Genomic DNA, 18,173 nt, shown 5'->3' with positions numbered 1-18,173 from the left:
TAGGGAAAACTTATCAATAAAGCCTGATATATCCCTTAACGCTGTCAAACTTCCAAAGCTTTTCTTCAAAATCTTTTTCTGAAATAAGATCTGTGACGAATGCGAACTCGCCTTTTACTTCTTCGCTCTTAATAATCTCTATCTTGTTTCCGAACAGTTCTTTTGCATGATCTTCAAAATCCCCGGTAACTCTTACAAAGAACTTACGAACAGCGTTGTCTTTTGAAGTAAGCACTGCCTTCTTGGAATTCATGTTTACTTCGATATGCTTGTCCTTGTGCTTAAGGATATCTACAACGTCTGCAACAACCGCACTTGCTGTAGCGCTCTTACCTGCGCCCTTACCGTAGAACATTACGTCGCCGAGCATGTTTCCGTGAACGTCAATCGCATTGAATACGCCGTTTACGTTTGCAAGAGGATTCTCCATAGGGATAAGGAAAGGAGCTACTATAGTAAAGAATCCGCTCTCGTTCTTCTTGCACATTCCAAGGAGCTTGATAGCCATGTTAAGGCTCTTTGCATAAGCAAAATCCTCAATGCTGATTTTGGTAATTCCCTCTGTGTAAATATCCTCGTAATTTACGTGCTCACCGCTCATAAGGCTTGAAAGGATAGCGATCTTACGACATGCGTCATATCCCTCGATGTCGGCTTCGGGATTTCTCTCAGCGTATCCCTTATCCTGCGCCTGCTTAAGAACTGTGGCAAATCCGATGCCCTCTTTGTCCATCTTGGTAAGGATATAGTTTGTTGTTCCGTTGAGAATACCTGTTATCGCATCGATCTTCTCATGCTTAAGTGAATCGTTAATGCTGCGAAGAACCGGAATACCGCCGCCTACGCTTGCTTCAAAGAGGTAACTTACGCCGTTCTTCTTAGCAATCTCAACAAGTTCGGGACCGTGCGCTGCAACGAGCTCTTTATTTGATGTGCATACGCTCTTTCCCTTTTCAAGTGCCTTCTTTTCAAATGTAAAAGCAGGCTCAAGACCTCCCATTGTTTCGCAGATAACGTCAACTTCGGGATCGTTAAGTATAATATCAAAGTCATGTACGACCTGATTCTCATGCTTATCGCCGGGGAAATCCCTGAGGTCAAGTATGTACTTAACTTCTACGGCTTCTCCTGCGCTGTTTGCAACCTCTGCTGCATTTGTGTCAAGAACTTCAACAACTCCGCTTCCTACTGTTCCGTAACCTAAAACCGCTACTTTTGCCATTTCATCCTCCAATATATTTTTAATAGGTTGCACTTCTTCCGGTTATGTGCACCTTATGAATTCCTTCTTTACCTTCCATAATGGAGATCATCTCCATTATATCCTTAGTCGCTTCAAGCACCTGAATCGTGATCGATATGGATGCCACTCCGTTAAGCGGGATTGACTGGTGGATTGTCAGGATATTTGCTCCGAAATCCGCAATCAGATTCAAAACATATGATAAAAGACCTACTTCATCATTCATCTGGAATGTCAGGGTAAATGTTGTTCCCTGCAATGAATCATGAAACTCATATATATCTTCTTTATATTTATAGAAAGAACTGCGACTGATACCGAGCATCGCAGAAGCTTCATTTACTGTCTTAACCTTGCCGGATTCCAAAAGTTTCTTGGCTTCTACAACCTTAAGCAGCACTTCCGGAACCGCCTGTCTTCTAATAACATAATACCCTGTGTCCTGCTGCATCCCTGACCTCCGCATTTATAACACCTTGTTTTTCTGCTACGGACATTTGTGTGCGACGTAAAGAGTTTAGCATGCTAAAGTTCTGAAGGCAAGGCTTATTTTTGCCAAAAAAACTTTTCCCTCCCCCATTCTCTTTGGTAATCATGCCAAACTACCGCTATTTACATGGGTTCCCATAGCACAATAGAAACATTTTACCATAAGAGACCCCTTTTGGCACAGGGCAGATCTTTATTCGCGTATTGCGAGAGAGCTTAAGTTTTATGGGACTCCCAAATCGGCACTGAAATTCTGCTTTGAGGCTCTTGTTTGACATCAGGTCCGCAGGAAAGCGTAAGGCCGTGTGGATATGTTTTTTCACAATCACTTCATCCGTGTAGCAAAAGACCTCCCATGATAAAATACGAAAAAACTGTGAACCCTTGGAATAATTGGTCTAAATGGGGTTGAGATATGCTATACTTTTTCATTGGTCAACGTGGTTTTTCGGGTTATAGGTTTATAGGTTTTAAATGAAACAAAAAGTTTTTAGGAATTGGTATTTTCTTATAGTTTTAGGTATAGTGTTTCTTCAGCTCGCCGTTTTTCTTATTGCAGGCGAATCTCATACGTTCATTGGCGTTCATGATAATCTGGACATTCACATAACCGATTACAAATTGTTAAAGGATAATAATGCGTTCTTTTCACAGGGAAAGACTATTCCGCTTCTCGGCGGTATTGACAGAAATTTCCTGCTGTCAGAGTTTTACGCTTATTCCTGGCTTTATATGATCCTTCCGAATTTCGCGGCGTATATTACGGGATATTTTCTCAAAATATTCATCGCACTCTTTTCGGGAATCCTCCTGGGAAAAGACATTTTAGGAGATAAGTACAAAAGATACGAATGGGCTGTTGTGCTCTTTAGCTTCATCTACGGCCTTTTACCGCTCTATCCGGCATTCTCGTTTTCTTTTGCTTCGCTCCCGCTACTTGTATTCATAATCAGAAGACTTAAAAACAGCGGCAACAAAATCTATTACCTGCTCGCTTTTCTGTACCCTACGCTGTCGTATTTTACATTCTTCGGCCCTTTTATCCTGGGTTATATCTTTATCTACTTCATTTATCTTTGGGTAAAAGAAAAAAAGATAAACATAAGGATTTTTACTGCGATGATCCTTATGTCCGTAAGCTACATTCTCATTGAATACAGGCTTTTTGCCCTTATATTCGGCTCCGGACAGGCAACAATCAGAGACACGATGGTAATCGACGATCTGTCTGCATCTGAGATCTTACACAGTATCTTTAATGTTTTTGTAAATAACATTTTCCACTGCGAAGATCTGCACAGAGTTGTTGTTTTACCTTTGTTTGTCATATCTTTTGCAGCTATCAATTTGGGACACATAAAAAGAAAAGAATACAGGCAGCTCTGCACCGATCCGTTTAATCTCGTATTTCTTTTTATAGTCGGAAACTGCATTGTTTACGGTCTTTACAACAATCATGCGGTCAGAACTTTATTCGAAAAGCTCGTCCCTCCTTTAAAGGGATGGCAGTTTAACAGAACAATATTTTTTAACCCGCTTCTGTGGTACGTTGAAGCCCTTATCGCGATGATACGTCTTTCAGACCACATTGCTTCCCAAGAAAGTAAAAAGAACCGTTTAAGCGCAATATTACCGTTTATCCCAAAGGCACTTACAATTATCGTCCTTCTCTCTGTGATCGGAACGCAGTCCTTATATAACGACTTTTTCAACACCTGTTACGTAAACACTTGGGAAGCATTTAATGGGCAGAAGTCGGAAACCCTGTCCTATGGCGATTTCTTTTCAACAGATCTGTTCGAAAAGATAAAAAAAGACATTGATTATAAAGGCGAATACAGTGTGGCTTACGGCTTCCATCCCGCCGTTCTTTCTTACAACGAGATTGCAACTTTGGACGGGTGCCTTAGCTACTACTATCAGTCGTATAAGGATTCATTCAGAAATGTAATTGCGCCTTCGCTCTCCGAATCGGAAGAAGCCCGCAACTACTACGATGATTGGGGCGCACGTGCCTATATCTTTTCAGGCAGCGACTACGGCATCTGGAATCCCGCAAGAACAGTTAATGTTGACGACAAGCGTCTTCTTATTGATAAATCAGCATTTGAGCAATTAAACGGAAAATATGTATTCTCACGAATAGAGATTTCAAACGAAGATGAGATCGGATTTAAGCTCATCGGTGAATACTCGGATGCAAACTCACCATACACCATATGGGTATATTCTTTATAAAAGATTTGGAGATGTAAAATGAAAAAGTATATTAAAATTGCCCGTCCCGATCATTGGATAAAAAACTTCTTTATCATGCCCGGAGTTGCCATCGCATTCCTGCTTACGGAGCATTCTCTTAAAGATATAAATATCTTCAAGCTGATATGTGCTTTCTTTGCAACTTGCATGATCGCAAGCGCAAACTATGTAATAAATGAATGGCTCGATGCTCCGTTTGATAAATTCCATCCGACCAAGAAAAACAGACCTGTTGTAACCGAGAATATGAAATTCTCCGTAGTTATCGCGGAATATATCGCTCTTATCGCTGTCGGTGTTATTCTTTCTCTGCTTGTCGATAAGCTGTTTCTGATAACATCGCTTGTCCTTTTGTTCATGGGCTTTTTGTACAACGTTAAACCTTTTAGGACAAAAGATATTCCATATTTTGATGTGCTCTCTGAATCTGTAAACAATATGCTTCGCCTTATGATGGGATGGTTTGTCGTGACAGATTCTTCGCTTCCTCCTTCAAGCATCCTCATTGGCTACTGGATGGCAGGAGCATTTCTCATGGCAACAAAGCGCTTTGCAGAGTACAGAATGATTGGCAATCCTGAGGTAGCCGGTCTTTACAGACGTTCATTCAAATTATATACAGAGAAAACTCTCCTTGCATCAGCGCTCTTCTACTCGCTTATATCCACATTTTGCCTGGGAGTTTTCCTTATCAAGTACCGTATTGAATATCTCTTATGTATGCCGCTTGTATTCCTGCTCTTTTCCTACTACGTGGCGATGTCATTCGATCCCGACTCCGCTGTGCAGCGTCCCGAAAAGCTTTTCAAGGAAAAAAAGCTTATGCTGTTGGTATTTGTAATAATCATTGCATTTATGATACTGACATCCGTAGACCTTAATTTTCTCCACAGACTTACATCCAACTCCCTTGTATGGGTCCGCTTGGATTGACATACTTGCGCGGAATATAAAAAGCAAAACACCATCCGGATTCACAAAAGCCCCGGATGGTGTTTTATTATTTATTTTCATTCATGTATGTTGTTGCTCTGTTCTGAATAGTATCTGCCACCTCTTCCGCGGTCTTCTGTCCGCCAAAAAAAGCCGGTACCTCTTCCATGATAATTCTATTGATCTCAGTGTAAAAGCCGAAATTATCATCATGATTTTTTATTGAAAGAATATAATTACTCAGTTCCTGTACCTCAGCTTCAGTCAAAGGAGTTGCCTTTATTCTGTCATATCCCAAACTAAAATAATCGTCTTCTCCTCTTTCCTGTGTCGCTGCTTTTTTTGCAGCTTCAAATGATGCTTTATCCGAAGGAAAAGAACTGTAAATATTTGAAGGATCGTAATTTTCAAACATACTCTTTATAAATTGAACTGCAGCATCTTTATATTTGGTCTTACTATTTATGCCAACTTCAGCAAGAGGGCATATTTTAGCAGAATTCTCGCTGTTGCTGTTAATACATCCCACAAGCGAAATATCATCTTGAAATACTCCATATTTAAGCATTGCATAATCTCTGAAATTTGATAAAGGACTATACCTGAAGATTGCTTTATCCTCCAAATATCCCCTATCTTCATCAAACATTCCATAGTCGTACTCAGATTGTTCCGGGAACTTATCGGCAAAAGTAAGTAGTTCTATAAAATCAGAGTCTGTAAAACTGCACTTTCCGTTCTCCGGATCCAAATACTTATCGAAATCCCCCCCGCAATAAATAATACCTTCCTTATAGCTGTCACTGCCAAATGCAGCTTTATAGCCAACACCCGTCTTATCTATGATTTCTTCACAATCACTTATCGAAAGACTTGTTCTGCCTTCCGCAAATCGTTTTCTCATTGCCAATGTATTAACAGTAAATCTGGAAAATACAGTGTAAATCTTATCTTTTGTATGCATCATCTCAAAAACATTCGGTAAAAATTCTATATTTTCAAGAGTTCCTCCCTTATCAAAAAGAGGCCCCAAATCCATCAAGACTCCCTTATCTATATAACCGGATATATCCGAACTATCCGCGCTTACCGCCAAAATATCGGGGGCCTTTCCCGATAAAATATCAAGGTTAAACTTTTCTACGCTCCGGTCTGCTTCATCGTCAGAAAGACAATCCTCTGCATAATCTATAACCTGTATTCTATACTCATCATTCGTTTTGTTGAATTTATGTACTTCATTTATAATATCACTATTTATATAAGCTCCTCCGAGAGTAACCGTTGTCTTTTCTTTTATATCTTCAGGATTAACTTTGGTAAGCTTGGATAAATATACTCCACCGTTGTCTTTACAAAAAGTCGCCCAAAACTCGCCTTCATTTACTGCTATAAATCGATTAATACCTTCCTCAAAACCAATATCAGAATCCCGAAGATTTGCAATCTCAGTAATCTTATCTTCCTTACTGTCATATCCATAGATATAGTTACCAAGTGCTGCATACAGACCATAACCTTCTCCTCTTGAAAAAGATAACCCTTTGTCAGCATTAGTTTCACCAAAACATTTGCTTGGTTCTCCTATTTTTCCATTCGCAAGATCAACTTTCCATAACCGGCTATCGTCAAGATTATAGCTATGTATATACAGCTGTTCATCGCTTCCTTTAATAAGTCTGCCTCCATTTTTAAAAGAATGCAGTAATTTGGGGTCGATGATGCAAGTTAATCCGTCCTGTTCGCTATATTTTTCAACTCCTCTTGAAGAACTTATAATAAGCCCGTTATCCTTAGTCCATGCAACACCTTCTATTGAAAACATACTATTCGCAGGAGCGTCTGACAATAAATCTTCCCTTCCCGCTTCTTTTCCGGTATTGTCAAATTTAACAAGATAATAGCCTGTTTTCTGATCGCTTTCATCACTCTCATAATCAGAATATTGCATGTACAGATTTTCGGATTCATCCATTTCAAAAAAGGCATGTTTATCATTTGTAGAAACCGGAATTTCATATGACTTATCGACTGTTCCATCGGTATTTGCCGACACAAACTTATACTTTCCGGCTTGATCTAAATAGACACACTTTATCTTGCCTCCTACATAATCAAGATAAACATCTTCTGAACCTTCTTCAATAACCCCTTTAATTTCCTCCTCTTTAAAAAAATGATCTTTATCAATTTCTTTAATCTGATTTACGGATTTCACATCCGCACTGCTCTCTTTCTTACCGCATCCCGTAACACTTGATACCAGAACCGCCATTGTAAGAACACTTACTGTAACCTTCTTTAAAAATATACTTTTTCCCATACGTTTTTTCATATTTCTATTCAGTGCTCGTGTCTTTAACACTTTTACTTTTCCCGATAATAAGTTATCAAAACTCACTCCTTTCAAAAATTTCACCTGCAAGTGTATTTTCAGTATTAGTTATCTCTGTGAAATCTTCAAGTTCCACTTCGAGCAATCGTGTTTCCATTGTGGTAACATGCCCATTTCATCAGTGTTTTAAGTTATTTTGCGCATCTCTGCGGAGCCTTTTTTATATCATAGAAAAAACTTCCTAATAGAAAAGGCCATGGTATAAAGAGAATACCATGACCTTTCATAACGCTTATTTAATATAAACTCCTGCTCTTGAGTTGTCTTTTATTTTATATCTTCAGGATTAACTTTGGTTAGCTTGGATAAATATATTTCACCGTTGTCTTTATAAATAGTCGCCCAAAATTCGCCTTCATTTATTGCTGTAAATCGACCAATACCTTCGCCAAAACCAATATCAGAATCCCGAAGATTTGCAATTTCAGTAATCGCATCTTCCTTGCTGTCATATCCATAGATGTAGTCGCCAAATGCTGCATACAGATCATTCCCTTCTCCTCTTGAAAAAAATAAAAGTTTGCCTGCAGTATTTTCACGAAAGCATTTGCTTGGCTCCCCTATTTTTCCATTCGCAAGATCAACTTTCCACAGTCGGTCCTTGTCATTGTTATTTCCTTTTATGTACAGCCGATCATCGCTACCTTTAATAAGTTCTCCTCCGTGACTGAAAGAATACAGAAATTTTGGTTCTATGATACAAGTAAATCCGTCCTGTTCACTATATTTTTCAATTCCTCTTGACGAACTTACAATAAGCCCGTTATCCTTAGTCCATACAACACCTTCTACCGAAAACAAACTCTTCTCGGGAGTGTCTGACAATAAATTTTCCCTTCCGACTTCTTTTCCGGTATTGTCAAATTTAACAAGATAATAGCCTGTTTTCCGACTGCTTTCCTCACTCTCAAAATCAGAATATTGCATGTACAGATTTTCGGATTCATCCATTTCAAAAAAGGCATGTTTATCATTTGTAGAAACCGGAATTTCATATGACTTATCGATTGTTCCATCGGTATTTGCAGATACAAACTTATACTTTCCGGCTTGATCCAAATAAACACACTTTATCTTGCCTCCTACATAATCAAGATAGACATCTTCCGAACCTTCTTCAATAACTCCTTTAATTTCCTCCTCCTTAAAAAAATGATCTTTGTCTTTAATCTGACTAATGGATTTTGCATCCACACCGATTTCTTTCTTGCCGCATCCTGTAACAATTGATAACAGAACCGCCATTGCAAGAATACTTACTGTAACCTTTTTAATACTTATACTTTTAATCATACGAAAATTTCATATTTCTATTCAGTGACCATTTTATTTATTTCACCCTCTGAGTTGATAACAGATTCCAGCTTTTTTCTCTTTTTCCACAGTGCCACAGTCTGAAAAAACTATCAATCCGTAAACAGCTACATCAATAAGCAGCATCAGTATATTATTCATCGTAAAACCAGTCCTAAGACCAAAATCAATATTGCTGACGACACGATCCTCAATGTAGTAACTATTTGTTTCTTCTATAGCATATTTAATCCAGTATAATGTATAGCTCAGATTCAATATCACTTCCAGTAACGAAACAAACACGATCATTGTAGGAACAATTTTTTTATTACTTCCCCTAATAAATAGGAAATATGTCAAAACTGCCCCACTGATTGTCGGAATAAGAAAGATGAAAAAATCAGCGATAATATAACGCATTTCAGCAACAGCATACCCTGTTAAGATGCCCTCTATTATCCACGTAGCCAGCACCTGCGCAAAATTTATAAGACTTGTCAACGCAAGGTACAGAACTATTATTCCTCCCGTCATCTTGGGAGAAAGTTTTCCTTTTATTGCTTTATCAAGGCCAAAAGCAAAAACAACTATCTGCATAACAACTTTGATCATCGGTATTATCTGCTTTGTTCCAAAATTCATCATTGCAACACTGACATATCCGATCAGCTCTGCTTCTGCTCCTACAGGTCCCCCAAAACCGACTGCTTTGGTGTAAATCAAAAAATAATTGGAAATGTGACTGACAATTGCTATCAAGCAAGAGAATATAACAAATGCATACAGCGCAATTATTATATTATGTGCTGTTTTGTTTTCAACTACAGGGTTTCTTTCAACTTCAACAGAAATATCTTTACCAGATAATAGGTTGTCCAGGCTCACACCAAGAATTTCAGCTATTTTCTTTGTTGTAAGAAGATCGGGGAATCTTTCACCGCACTCCCATCTTGATACAGTCGGTCTTGTTACAAATAATTTTTCCGCAAGAGTCTGCTGTGTCATACCTTTCTCTTCACGTGCTTTTCTAAGCTGCTCGCCAAATTCAACCATATATATCTGCCAAACTCCTTTCAAAAATTCACCTGCAAGCGTATTTTCAGTATCAGTTATCTCTATGAAATCTTCAAGTTCCACTTCGAAAAATCGTGTTTCCATTGTGGTACCATGCCCATTTCATCAGTAGTTTAGGGCATTTGGGAATAAATTGCAAAAAAGCTCCCCAAACAACATTCAGATGGATGTGGAAAGTTTTTTCAAATTGTTTTTTGCGCATGCGAAAGGCCATGGTATGGGGAATACCATGGCCTTCCATAACGCTTATAAAAGGAAAGAGTATCTTCACCTCGCGGACAAGCAAGATGAAGAGTAGTAAATAACTAAGTCAGATTATCCCTTTACACCACCGAGCGTAACACCGCCGACAATGTGTCTGGATAATAAAAGATAAACAACTATAACAGGGAAGATAGAGAATGAAATCATTACATATACCTGTCCCATGTCAAACTTAAGCCAGTCTGCACTTCTGAGCTGAGCTATAAGTATAGGAAGTGTCTTCTTTGTGTCTGTGTGAAGCACAAGTGCAGGAGTAAAGTAGTTATTCCAGCTTGTTACGAAACTGAAGATTGCCTGAACAGCAACAGCAGGTTTCATAAGCGGTACTACAATCTTGTTGAATGTGCCCCACTCTGTAGATCCGTCGATTCTGGCAGCTTCCACAAGAGAAAGAGGAAGTGTAGAATCCATGTACTGCTTCATAAAGAAAAATACTGCAGGTGAAGCAATAGCCGGAACAATAAGTGGTGTAAACTTATCATCCAATCCCATCTTTCCGATAAGCTGCAAGAAACCAAGTGCAGTTACCTGAGTAGGGATCATCATAACCATCAAAATAAATGTAAAAATGAACTTCTTAAGCTTAAAGTCATAAGCGTGTATTGCATACGCTGTCATCGTAGAAAAATATGTAGCAAATACCGCTGTTAGTGTAGCAACAATAAGCGAATTAATCAAGCCATTAAATATCGGCAAAGTTCCATGTACCAGATTATCCCAGTTTGTTCCAAGGAATTTTCCCGGATAAGGCTGGAATCCTCTTGTAAGATCTGCATTTGATCTGGTTGAATTTATAAACAAAACATAGAACCAGAAAAGGCAGATAAATGTTATCAATATAAGCACTATATACGCTATCACGCGTCTAGCGTGAACCGATGCTCCGGTATCACTCTGTCCGGCCATCGCAATTCTTTTTTCTTCCATTGTTAAGCCTCCAAAATCAATCCTTATCCTCGCCTGTCGTGAACTTAAATACGATCAAGCTGAGTATACCGGTAATAATAAACATAAATACCGAAAGAGCACCACCAAGACCAAAGTTCTTACTGAAAAGATGCTTGTTAAGATACATGATCAAGGTCATTGAAGATCTCATAGGATCGCCTGTACCGTTTGTCAAAATCTGAGGTACATCAAACATCTGGAGTCCACCGATCAATGATGTAATCATAACATAAATAAGAATCGGTTTTAACAAAGGCAATGTAACTTTATAAAAAATTTGAGTGGCTGTAGCACCATCAACCTGTGCTGCTTCGAAAAGTGAAGGGTCAATACCCATCATTCCGGCCATCAAAAGAATTGTCGTATTTCCAAACCACATAAGGCAGTTCATAAAAGCAACCAAGCCGCGAACTGACCAAATATGGGACATGAACTGATAAGGTTCTTTTAAAAATCCAATCTGTACCAAAATCGAATTGATAGGGCCTGAATTTGAGAACAATGTGAAAAACAACATTGCAAATGCTGAGGCCATGATCAGATTAGGAAGATAAATAACTGTCTTAAAAAAGCCTTGTGCCTTTAATCTCAATGACGGATCAGTAAACCATGCTCCCAACAAAAGTGAGAGAAGAATCTGCGGAACAAATCCTAAAATCCACATTATCAAAGTGTTCTTTAAATATGTAGGAAGATCTCCGTTTGTAATTATTGTTGCAAAATTCTGTAATCCGACAAAATTCGGACCGATCTGTTTTAATCCCGAGCGATAATTCTCAAAGAATGAATTATAAATTGTTGAAAAAAGCGGTATCATCTGAAATACCAGATAAATTACCACGAACGGAATAAGGAAAATGTAGCCCCATTTATTATAACTGACTACTTTACTCTTCTTTTTCATACCCGTTACCCTTCTAATAAATATTTGTGGAACGCATTGCGAACAATACGTTCCACAATGATAAATCTAAAAACTACAAATTACTTACTGATTACTCAGTCTTTAATTCAGGATACTTCTCAACGATAGCTGAATTGAACATATCAAGAGCCTGGTCGAGAGTAGCGTTGCCGTCGAAGTAGTTCTTCATAGCTTTCTGGAACTCTTCGTTACAACCCTGATCGTATTCGCACTGGTTAGAAAGATCGCACTTCTCAGCACCGTTGCAGAACATTGCAAGAGGATTCTGTCCACCAAGAGGAGCAAATGCATACTCATCCTTAGTTGCTGCTTCTTCCATAGCAGGCTTGTTGTTTACGAAATCGCTATCCTTAGCAACGATATCAAGCATGATATCCTTGTTTGTTGTGAGCTGCTTCATGATATCTGCAACAAGAGATACATTGTCTGTTCCCTGAGCTGCGCAGATCCATGTTCCGCCCCAGAAGAATCCCTGAGGGCCCTCTGTTGCACCCCAACCACCGTCGTGAGCGATTGAGCCTTCTGTATCAGCAGCCATTGAGAAGTTGATCATCCAAGCGGGTCCAAAGTAGCAGAATGTCTTTCCGTCAGGATAGAATCCCTTGCTCCAGTCATCGCTCCAAAGATCTGATGTAGAACCAACCTCTTTAGCGTCAACCATCTTCTTTGTCATCTCAACCCATTTCATGATGCTGGGATCAACTTTAACTACACCATCCTGTACCCACTTAGAAGAAACGTTGTTAGAGAATACACGATAAGCATCGTTAGTTGTTGATGTCATGCTGTAGCCCTTAGCCTTCATCTGCTCAGCTGTCTTAAGGAATGTATCCCAATCAGCTACAGACTTCTGAACTTCAGCAGGATCGTCTGATCCAAGAACTTCTTTAGCAGCCGCACGGTTGTAAATAAGAACACCGGGGCAGCCCTGCCATGAAAGACCCTTGAGCTTTCCGTTAGAATCTGTCATAACATCCTGTGTATATTTGTACTGGTTAGCAATGTCAGCGTCTGCGATACCAAGATCTGCAACAGGCATTGAAACGTCAGCATCTACATATTTAAGTGCGTAGTCAGCCTCTACAAGGAAAATATCAATCTTATCATCAGCAGCTGCATCAGCCTGCTTAAGAAGTGCCTCATCGAGGTTGTTCTGATAAGCATTGTTCTCGTTAGGTGTGATGTTCCACTTTACAGTAACATCACCGATTTTTCCTGAAGTAGCATCTGTCTCTGTATATCCAGGATAGTGATCTGCAACTCTGCTCTTGAACTCTTCGTTCCAGCAGTAAATATTGAGGACTTTACCCTCATCTCCAGCAGCTGCAGGTGCATCTGCTGCAGTTGCATCTGCTGCGTTTCCGTCAGCTGATGCTCCGGTTGAAGCAGCAGTGTTTGCATTTCCGCCACAAGCAGTAAGCATTCCTGCTACCATAGTCATAGAAAGAAGTAACCCAAGTACTCTTTTCTTCATAACCGTACCTCCCATTCTTTTGCGTTAAATAATTGTTGTGTGTATTTAAAATGGCTCAGCCATCTCAAATCTTATTGAATCTTTTTAACGGATTCCCCTTTTTCCAATGTACCTTCAACTACAATCTGCTCAACCAGTGTCCCCTTAGGATTGTTTATAAGGTCGATCAATTTGGTTGCCGCTATTCCACCGATTTTCTCAGAATTCTGCACCACTGTGGTAAGTCTCGGAGAAAGACGCTTTGCAAGTTCAAGTCCATCATATCCTGCAATTGAAATATCTTCCGGTATTCTGAGATTTCTCTGTCTTATAGCATTTATTCCGCCAAGTGCCGCAAAATCATCGGGATAAAGAATGCATGTAGGCGGTTCCGGAAGATCCAAAAGCTTGTTAGTCGCCTCATATGCGGCATCAGTATCTCTATAAGGAGATACAACTACATATTCATCCGGAATCTCTACTCCCAATTCCTGAAGTGTCTTGTAAAAACTTGTAAGTCTGTTCTGTGTAACGGATGAACCCGCACCGTGAACATATGCCACTTTCCTGTGCCCCTGCCCGTAAACATAATTTACAAGCTCTCTCATCCCTTTTACATTGTCAGACACGACTGAAGTCCTGTTAAAAAAGATATGGTCGATCGTGACGACCGGTATATTGCTCTTAATAAGTTCCTCAACTTCCGGATCGGAGAAATCAACACATGCTATAACCACTCCATCAAAGCCTCTGTATATCGCATGTGACAGATAGGACATATTGTTGATCTTCGCCTTACCTCCATTGATGAAGGTTATATCAAAACCGTTCTCCTCCGCAGTCTTCTTAAAACTGTTAAGCACATGATTGAAATAGTCATGTGTGAGACCGCTGTTGGCTTCATCCACAAACAAGACACCGATATTGTTGGTCCTGTTCGTCTTAAGAGCCTGCGCAGCCGCATTCGGATGATATCCGAGCTTATCAGCAACTGCCCGTATATGTTCCTTAGTTTCCTGCCCTATGTCGCTATGATCGTTTAGTGCCTTAGACACTGTAGCTATGGACACTCCACAAGCAACGGCAATATCCTTTAATGAAACATTACGCTTAGCCATAACAATAAATACCTTTGAACTTAATCGTTTTCGCACGATAAATATACATCATAATGACTTTGGAAGCAATAAAAAAATCACTTTTTTTGTGCAAATTATATATCTTTGTTTGTTTTTTACAAAATCTACTCTCTTTTTTCATATATAATTCTGATTTTGGTTACGATTAGTTAATGATTTAGTAAAACGTTTTCGGAATATCATTTATCCCCAGTATCCATCTGCGGTTTTATGCGTGTTATCTCTGAAACGCGCACAGGGCAACGGTTTAAGGGTAATAATATTTGTGATATTTTGTGTTGCAATATAGTGCCTTCCCATATATAATGTCTCTAGTAATTATCTTAAACGTTTAAGTGAACGGAGGTTATATTTATGAAATTCGGCTACTTTGATGACAATGCATGTGAATACGTCATCACTACACCAAAGACTCCTCTTCCCTGGATCAACTACCTCGGAAACAAGGAATTTTTCTCATTAATATCGAATACTTGTGGCGGATATACTTTTTATAAGGATGCTAAGCTTTTAAGACTTACAAGATATCGTTATAACAATGTGCCTTATGATAACAACGGCAAATATTTCTATATTAAGGATGAAACAGATAAAGCAAATGAAGTTATCTGGAATCCCGGATGGCAGCCTGTAAAGACAACTCTTGACAGCTACGAGTGCCGTCACGGATTAGGTTATAGCAAGTTTTCATCATCAAAATCAGATATCAAAGCCGATGTGTTAACTTTCGTTCCTATGAATGACAATTGTGAAGTTTCCAAGATCACAATCACGAATAATAAGAAAGAAGATGCTAAGCTCGTTCTTTTTTCATATGTAGAATGGTGTCTGTGGAATGCAGATGACGATATGAAGAACTTCCAGCGTAACCTCAGCACAGGTGAAGTTGAAGTAACAAACGACGGAGCAACTCTTTTCCACAAGACAGAGTACAGAGAGCGTAGAAATCACTATGCAGTTTACGGCGTAAATACAAAGGTTGACGGCTTTGATACAAGCAGAGACGCATTCCTCGGAGCATACAACGGACCTGACAGCCCGGATGCCGTTGCTGCCGGAAAGTGCACAGGTTCTGTTGCAAGCGGATGGTCTCCTATCGCCGCTCACCAGATCAACATCAATCTTAAGCCCGGCGAATCCAAGACATTCATCTTCACACTCGGATACATCGAGAACCCTGAAGATGACAAGTGGGAATCACACGGTGTTATCAACAAGAAGCCTGCATACGCACTTCTTGATGCTTACAAGACTGAAGAAGCTTTCGACAAGGCACTTGCCGAGCTTAACGATTACTGGAAGAATCTTCTCGGAATCTATCATGTATCTTCTTCAAATGAGAAGGTTGACCGCATGGTAAATATCTGGAACCAGTATCAGTGTATGGTTACATTCAACATGTCCAGATCTGCTTCTTATTATGAGTCAGGTATCGGCCGTGGAATGGGATTCAGAGATTCTTGTCAGGATCTTCTCGGATTCGTTCACCTTATTCCCGACAGAGCAAGACAGCGTATCATCGATATCGCTTCTACTCAGTTCCAGGACGGAAGCGCTTACCATCAGTACCAGCCCCTTACAAAGAAGGGTAACTCAGACATCGGATCAGGATTCAACGACGATCCGCTCTGGCTCATCGCAGGTACAAGCGCATATGTAAGAGAAACAGGCGACCTTTCTATCTTGAAAGAAATGGTTCCTTTCGATAATGATATGAGCGTTGCAAAGACACTTATGGATCACCTTAAGTGCTCATTCAACTTCACTGCTACTCACAAGGGTCCTCACGGCCTTCCTCTTATCGGACGTGCGGACTGGAACGACTGCCTCAACCTTAACTGCTTCTCAGAGCATCCGGGTGAGTCATTCCAGACATTCGGTCCTTCGGAAGGTCCTGTTGCCGAGTCTGTATTCATCGCAGGTATGTTCGTAAAATACGGCGAAGAATATGCACAGCTTGCTGAGCTCCTCGGCGATGATGCTGAAGCAAAGAGAGCAAGAGAAGAAATCAAGAAAGTTTACGATGCAGCTTGCACAGCAGGTTGGGACGGCGAATGGTTCGTAAGAGCTTACGATGCTAATTCCAACAAGGTTGGTTCAAAAGAATGTGAAGAAGGTCAGATTTTCATCGAGCCTCAGGGCTTCTGCGTTCTTGCAGGAATCGGCGTAAAAGAAGGTCTTGCAGAGAAAGCTCTTAAGAGCGTTGAAGAAAGACTTGATACAAAGTACGGCGTAATGATCTTACAGCCTGCTTACACAAAATATCATCTCGAACTTGGTGAAGTTAGTTCATATCCACCTGGATACAAGGAGAACGGCGGTATCTTCTGCCACAACAATCCTTGGGTATCTATCGCCGAGACAGTTCTCGGACACGGCGACAGAGCTTTCGAGATCTACAAGAAGACATGTCCTGCTTACATCGAGGATATCAGCGAAGTTCACTGCACCGAGCCTTATGTATACTCTCAGATGGTTGCAGGAAGAGACGCTAAGTTCTTTGGTCAGGGCAAGAACAGCTGGCTTACAGGAACAGCTGCATGGACATTTGTAAATATCTCCCAGTACATCCTGGGTGTATATCCTACACACAACGGTCTTTCAATCGATCCTTGTGTGCCCGCAGATTTCGGTGACTTCACTCTCACCAGAAAATACCGCGGTGCTACTTACAACATCAGCGTTAAGCAGAACGGTGCTCAGAAGGGTATCAAGAAACTTACCGTAAACGGAAAAGAAATAAGCGGAAATATCATCCCATACGAAGAAGGCGTAAAAGAATACACAGTAGAAGCTGTTATGGGTTGATCATAATTATACTCCTATTCTTCAGGGCCTGCGAAAGCGCTATTTATCTGCGTTTTCGCGGGCCCTATTCATGTAAAGTTGCACGATTGACCGATTATATGTTAAAATACAGTGTCTAAGTCGGAGGTGAATATGAGTACTATTAGTAAGCCCAGACAGCAAAGGTACCACAGAAAACACAGACACAAGCGAAGTTATACATTTATGGTTATTTCCGGAGACTCTGACGGTGTAACGAAGCGTCTCCATCTGAATCATTCCCAAACACAATGGTTGGCATACTCAATTTTTGCTTTTGCATTATTTTTAGGATGCTACATTATCTATAGTATTATGACCATTTCTAATTTGAAGGCTATACAAGCCGAACAGAAGCAAGAAATCTCAGATCTTCAAGAAGAAAACAGTAGTCTCGCAGCGTCATACGAGAGCGCAAGTTCCAATTCGGAACATATTCAGGCTGCCCTCAGTGAAAGACTTAAGAACGAGCGTCAGGCTAGTGAAGAGGCTGAAAAGTTGGCAGTTCCTTCAGGCTTTCCTTTGACAGGAACCACACCGCTTCCCACCCAGGCAGTGGATGATCCGAATGCCACCAATATAACCAAGCTTACCGACAAGAACAAGGATACCGCAACAGGAAATCCTCTGGTTCTATTTACAGCAGCTTCCGGAAGTAATATTATAGCTACCGGAAACGGAAAAATTATGACCGTAACTTCAGACGCGAAGTTTGGACACATTGTTTCCATCGATCATGGAAACGGATATATTTCAATTTACCGAAACGAAGGCACACCTGTTGTTTCGGAAGGCGATACCGTTGACAGGGGCGACCTGTTATACGTTGTAGGCAGCCAGAACAAAACTTTAGGATATCAGATACAGAAGGATGAGAAATACGTAAATCCTGAAGATGTAATGGATATCAAGGGTTAAATGGAGGATTC

At 40.1% G+C, this 18,173-nt stretch carries 13 protein-coding genes; 4 read left to right on the top strand and 9 right to left on the bottom strand.

Features of this window, described 5'->3' with window-relative positions; genetic code table 11:
* Positions 1–13: 13 nt before the first annotated feature.
* Both CD00_RS0115575 and CD00_RS0115570 read right to left on the bottom strand, forming a co-directional pair.
* Complete coding sequence (locus CD00_RS0115575; RefSeq protein WP_026656800.1) at positions 14–1,222, bottom strand: homoserine dehydrogenase; 1,209 nt, start codon at positions 1,220–1,222, stop codon at positions 14–16.
* Positions 1,223–1,241: 19 nt separating this feature from the next.
* Positions 1,242–1,694 (bottom strand): ACT domain-containing protein, encoded by a 453-nt coding sequence (locus CD00_RS0115570; RefSeq protein ID WP_026656799.1) that lies wholly within the window; start codon positions 1,692–1,694, stop codon positions 1,242–1,244.
* Between the two features lie 512 nt (positions 1,695–2,206).
* On the opposite strand from CD00_RS0115570, the gene CD00_RS0115565 reads away from it, so the two are divergent.
* Together CD00_RS0115565 and CD00_RS18760 are read left to right on the top strand one after the other, a co-directional pair.
* Positions 2,207–3,970, top strand: coding sequence for a DUF6044 family protein (locus CD00_RS0115565; protein WP_185750476.1), 1,764 nt, complete (start codon positions 2,207–2,209; stop codon positions 3,968–3,970).
* Between the two features lie 18 nt (positions 3,971–3,988).
* Positions 3,989–4,924: a UbiA prenyltransferase family protein gene (locus CD00_RS18760; RefSeq protein WP_051594255.1), complete on the top strand. Its 936-nt coding sequence runs from the start codon at positions 3,989–3,991 to the stop codon at positions 4,922–4,924.
* A gap of 67 nt (positions 4,925–4,991) precedes the next feature.
* Here the strand turns inward: CD00_RS18760 and CD00_RS0115555 are convergent, their stop codons facing one another.
* From CD00_RS0115555 to CD00_RS0115515, 7 genes are all read right to left on the bottom strand, one after another.
* Positions 4,992–7,247, bottom strand: coding sequence for an extracellular solute-binding protein (locus CD00_RS0115555; RefSeq protein ID WP_026656797.1), 2,256 nt, complete (start codon positions 7,245–7,247; stop codon positions 4,992–4,994).
* Between the two features lie 339 nt (positions 7,248–7,586).
* Positions 7,587–8,612, bottom strand: a complete 1,026-nt coding sequence (locus CD00_RS0115545) for a hypothetical protein (RefSeq protein ID WP_026656795.1) — start codon at positions 8,610–8,612, stop codon at positions 7,587–7,589.
* A gap of 42 nt (positions 8,613–8,654) precedes the next feature.
* Entirely contained in the window at positions 8,655–9,773 is a 1,119-nt protein-coding gene (locus CD00_RS19625; RefSeq protein WP_051594254.1) for a helix-turn-helix domain-containing protein, read from the bottom strand.
* A gap of 231 nt (positions 9,774–10,004) precedes the next feature.
* The gene (locus CD00_RS0115530) at positions 10,005–10,859 is read right to left on the bottom strand and encodes an ABC transporter permease subunit (RefSeq protein WP_026656794.1); all 855 of its coding nucleotides are present in this window, start codon (positions 10,857–10,859) and stop codon (positions 10,005–10,007) included.
* Between the two features lie 37 nt (positions 10,860–10,896).
* A complete protein-coding gene (locus CD00_RS0115525) occupies positions 10,897–11,805 on the bottom strand; it encodes a carbohydrate ABC transporter permease (protein ID WP_026656793.1) in 909 nt (302 codons plus the stop codon).
* A 91-nt stretch (positions 11,806–11,896) separates the two neighbouring features.
* Entirely contained in the window at positions 11,897–13,300 is a 1,404-nt protein-coding gene (locus CD00_RS0115520) for an ABC transporter substrate-binding protein (RefSeq protein ID WP_026656792.1), read from the bottom strand.
* 71 nt (positions 13,301–13,371) lie between these two features.
* On the bottom strand, positions 13,372–14,397 hold the full coding sequence (locus CD00_RS0115515; protein ID WP_026656791.1) for a LacI family DNA-binding transcriptional regulator: 1,026 nt from the start codon (positions 14,395–14,397) through the stop codon (positions 13,372–13,374).
* A 375-nt stretch (positions 14,398–14,772) separates the two neighbouring features.
* Here CD00_RS0115515 and CD00_RS0115505 point away from each other — a divergent pair, with 375 nt between their 5' ends.
* Positions 14,773–17,226, top strand: coding sequence for a GH36-type glycosyl hydrolase domain-containing protein (locus tag CD00_RS0115505; protein WP_026656789.1), 2,454 nt, complete (start codon positions 14,773–14,775; stop codon positions 17,224–17,226).
* 132 nt (positions 17,227–17,358) lie between these two features.
* The gene (locus CD00_RS0115500) at positions 17,359–18,162 is read left to right on the top strand and encodes a murein hydrolase activator EnvC family protein (protein WP_081811946.1); all 804 of its coding nucleotides are present in this window, start codon (positions 17,359–17,361) and stop codon (positions 18,160–18,162) included.
* Positions 18,163–18,173 lie beyond the last annotated feature (11 nt).

The sequence above is a fragment of the Butyrivibrio sp. AE3003 genome, from assembly GCF_000686065.1.
In the GTDB taxonomy this organism is placed as follows: Bacteria; Bacillota; Clostridia; order Lachnospirales; family Lachnospiraceae; genus Butyrivibrio; species Butyrivibrio hungatei_A.
This window is presented reverse-complemented; position numbering and strand designations above follow the sequence as displayed.

Coding starts and splice junctions, on each gene's coding strand:
- CD00_RS0115530 (WP_026656794.1), bottom strand. CDS start 10,859: ATGGCCGGACAGAGTGATACCGGAGCATCGGTTCACGCTAGACGCGTG.
- CD00_RS0115575 (WP_026656800.1), bottom strand. CDS start 1,222: ATGGCAAAAGTAGCGGTTTTAGGTTACGGAACAGTAGGAAGCGGAGTT.
- CD00_RS0115545 (WP_026656795.1), bottom strand. CDS start 8,612: ATGATTAAAAGTATAAGTATTAAAAAGGTTACAGTAAGTATTCTTGCA.
- CD00_RS0115515 (WP_026656791.1), bottom strand. CDS start 14,397: ATGGCTAAGCGTAATGTTTCATTAAAGGATATTGCCGTTGCTTGTGGA.
- CD00_RS0115565 (WP_185750476.1), top strand. CDS start 2,207: ATGAAACAAAAAGTTTTTAGGAATTGGTATTTTCTTATAGTTTTAGGT.
- CD00_RS0115505 (WP_026656789.1), top strand. CDS start 14,773: ATGAAATTCGGCTACTTTGATGACAATGCATGTGAATACGTCATCACT.
- CD00_RS18760 (WP_051594255.1), top strand. CDS start 3,989: ATGAAAAAGTATATTAAAATTGCCCGTCCCGATCATTGGATAAAAAAC.
- CD00_RS0115520 (WP_026656792.1), bottom strand. CDS start 13,300: ATGAAGAAAAGAGTACTTGGGTTACTTCTTTCTATGACTATGGTAGCA.
- CD00_RS0115525 (WP_026656793.1), bottom strand. CDS start 11,805: ATGAAAAAGAAGAGTAAAGTAGTCAGTTATAATAAATGGGGCTACATT.
- CD00_RS0115570 (WP_026656799.1), bottom strand. CDS start 1,694: ATGCAGCAGGACACAGGGTATTATGTTATTAGAAGACAGGCGGTTCCG.
- CD00_RS0115555 (WP_026656797.1), bottom strand. CDS start 7,247: ATGGGAAAAAGTATATTTTTAAAGAAGGTTACAGTAAGTGTTCTTACA.
- CD00_RS19625 (WP_051594254.1), bottom strand. CDS start 9,773: ATGGAAACACGATTTTTCGAAGTGGAACTTGAAGATTTCATAGAGATA.
- CD00_RS0115500 (WP_081811946.1), top strand. CDS start 17,359: ATGAGTACTATTAGTAAGCCCAGACAGCAAAGGTACCACAGAAAACAC.